Genomic DNA, 2,025 nt, shown 5'->3' with positions numbered 1-2,025 from the left:
GCCAGCCCGCTCAGAGATGTGTATAAGAGACAGGGCCACCGCCCGGCGCTCCGCGGCGGGGCGGCGGGTGCCGGACCGGCCCGGGGCGGAGAGGTCGGTGAGCACCGAGGCGGCGGCGACGCGGCCCTCGCTCACCGCGAGCGAGGCCCCGCCCACGCCGCAGGTCTCGCCCGCCGCGTACAGGCCGGGCACCGTGGTGCGCTGTCCGTCGTCGACGGCGGCGGCCATGGTGCCGTCGCCCGCGTCGGCGAGGTCGCAGCCGAGCGGGAGCAGCAGGTCGAGCTGGGGGACGAAGCCCCAGCCGACGCCCACGGTGTCGGCCTCGATCCGGCGCTCCGTGCCCGGGAGCGGGGCCCCGTCGGCGTCCAGGGCGGCGGTGCGCACGACGGCGACCCGGCCCTCCCCCTCGGCGCCGACGATCGCGGTGCGGGTGCGGACCGGGACGCGGTGCCGGGCGAGGGTGCCCGCGTACCGGGCGCCCTCGGCCCACCTGGCGGGGTTGCGCAGCAGGGCCGCGGGGTGGCGCAGCCAGGCCGAGGGCGCCGCCGCCTCGCACACGGCGACGACCTTCGCCCCGCGTGCGGCGAGGGCGGCGGCGACCGGCAGCAGGAAGGGGCCCGTGCCGCCGAGGACCACCCGGCGGCCGGCGACGACTCCCCCGCCCTTGAGCAGCGACTGGAGCCCGCCGGCGGTGAGCACACCGGGCAGGTCCCAGCCGGGAAAGGGGAGTTGGCGGTCGTATGCGCCGGTCGCCACCAGCAGGGCCGGTGCCCGCAGTACGACGGTCCTCTCCTCGGGCGCCCGGCGGCGGTCCACGGCGTGGACGGCGAAGCCGTCCTCCTCGCGGGCCGTGGTCCACACGTGGTGGTTCAGCAGCAGTGCGAGCCGTCCGGTGCGCTCATGGGCGGAGAGGGTGGAGCGGAGCGCCCGGTAGGTGCGCAGGCCGTGGTGCAGGTCCGCGGTCGCAACGGCCTCTCGCGCGGGGAGCGGGGGGTGGCGCCAGAACTGGCCGCCCGGGGCGGCGCCCGAGTCGACGACGACGACCCGCAGCCCGCCGTCCAGGGCCATGGCGGCGGCGGCCATGCCGGCCGGTCCCGCGCCCACCACCACGAGGTCGGCGGACTCACTCATCGTCGCCCTCCCCGGTCGTGACGGCCATGCCCGCGCGGGCCTGCACCAGGCAGGCGCGCTGCCCGCCCGTTCCGTCGACGGTCACCAGGCAGTCGAAACAGACGCCGATCCCGCAGAAGATCCCCCGGGGCCGTTGCCCGCCCCGGGTGGTCCGCCAGGAGACCCGGCCCGAGGCGACGAGCGCGGCGGCCAGGGTCTGTCCCGGTACGAACGGCATCGGTTCGCCGTCCAGGGTGAACGCGGTCACTTCGGCACACCTCCGGGGGTGAGGAATCGGTCGGGCAGGAGGCCGGTGTGGGCGGCGGGATCGGCGCCGCGCCACGGGCGGCCGAGCAGCTGGGCGGTGACCAGGGCGCCGGTCCCGGTGGCCAGGCCGATGCCGGCGCCCTCGTGGCCGCACGCGTGGACGACGCCCGGGACGCGGGGGTCCGGGCCGATGACCGGCAGATGGTCCGGGCAGTACGGCCGGAAGCCCCGGTAGGCGCGGATCAGGTGGACGCCGCGCAGGAAAGGGAAGAGGCGGCACGCCTGGGCCGCGAGCGTGGCCACGACGGCCGGGTTCATCGCGGTGTCGAAGCCGACTCTCTCGCGGCTGGCGCCGATCAGGATCGTGCCCGCGCGGGTGCCCTCGACGACGCACGAGGTCTCCAGACCCTCGTCGCTGGAGGCGACGTTGGCCACGTAGTCGGCGGAGTAGACCTTGTGCCGGATCATCGGCGGCAGCGGCTCGGTGACGAGGACGAAGCCCCGGCGGGGCAGGATCTCGACGGGGGCGCCGAGCCGGCGGCCGACCTCGCCGCCCCAGGTGCCGGCGGCGTTGACCACGGCGTCGGCGGGCAGCACCGTGCCGTCGGCGGTGCGCACTCCGGTGATCCTGCCGTCGGCCCCGGTGAC

At 77.2% G+C, this 2,025-nt stretch carries 3 protein-coding genes; all 3 read right to left on the bottom strand.

Translation table 11 applies throughout. The features are described from left to right. On the bottom strand, positions 1-1,131 hold a 1,131-nt coding region (locus tag CR470_RS37605; RefSeq protein ID WP_097872223.1), incomplete at its 3' end, for an NAD(P)/FAD-dependent oxidoreductase. After that, positions 1,124-1,378 carry a (2Fe-2S)-binding protein gene (locus CR470_RS37600; RefSeq protein WP_097872220.1) on the bottom strand — a complete coding sequence of 85 codons (255 nt, stop codon included), beginning with the start codon at positions 1,376-1,378 and terminating at the stop codon, positions 1,124-1,126. The genes CR470_RS37605 and CR470_RS37600, both read right to left, overlap by 8 nt. Next, positions 1,375-2,025: NAD(P)/FAD-dependent oxidoreductase (locus CR470_RS37595; RefSeq protein WP_143663989.1), on the bottom strand; the 651-nt coding region annotated here is incomplete at its 5' end. The genes CR470_RS37600 and CR470_RS37595, both read right to left, overlap by 4 nt.

It is taken from the genome of Streptomyces sp. rh34 (genome assembly GCF_002551245.1).
Lineage (GTDB): Bacteria > Actinomycetota > Actinomycetes > Streptomycetales > Streptomycetaceae > Streptomyces.
The sequence above is the reverse complement of the archived record's forward strand: the minus strand, read 5'-3'. Positions and strand labels throughout refer to the sequence as shown.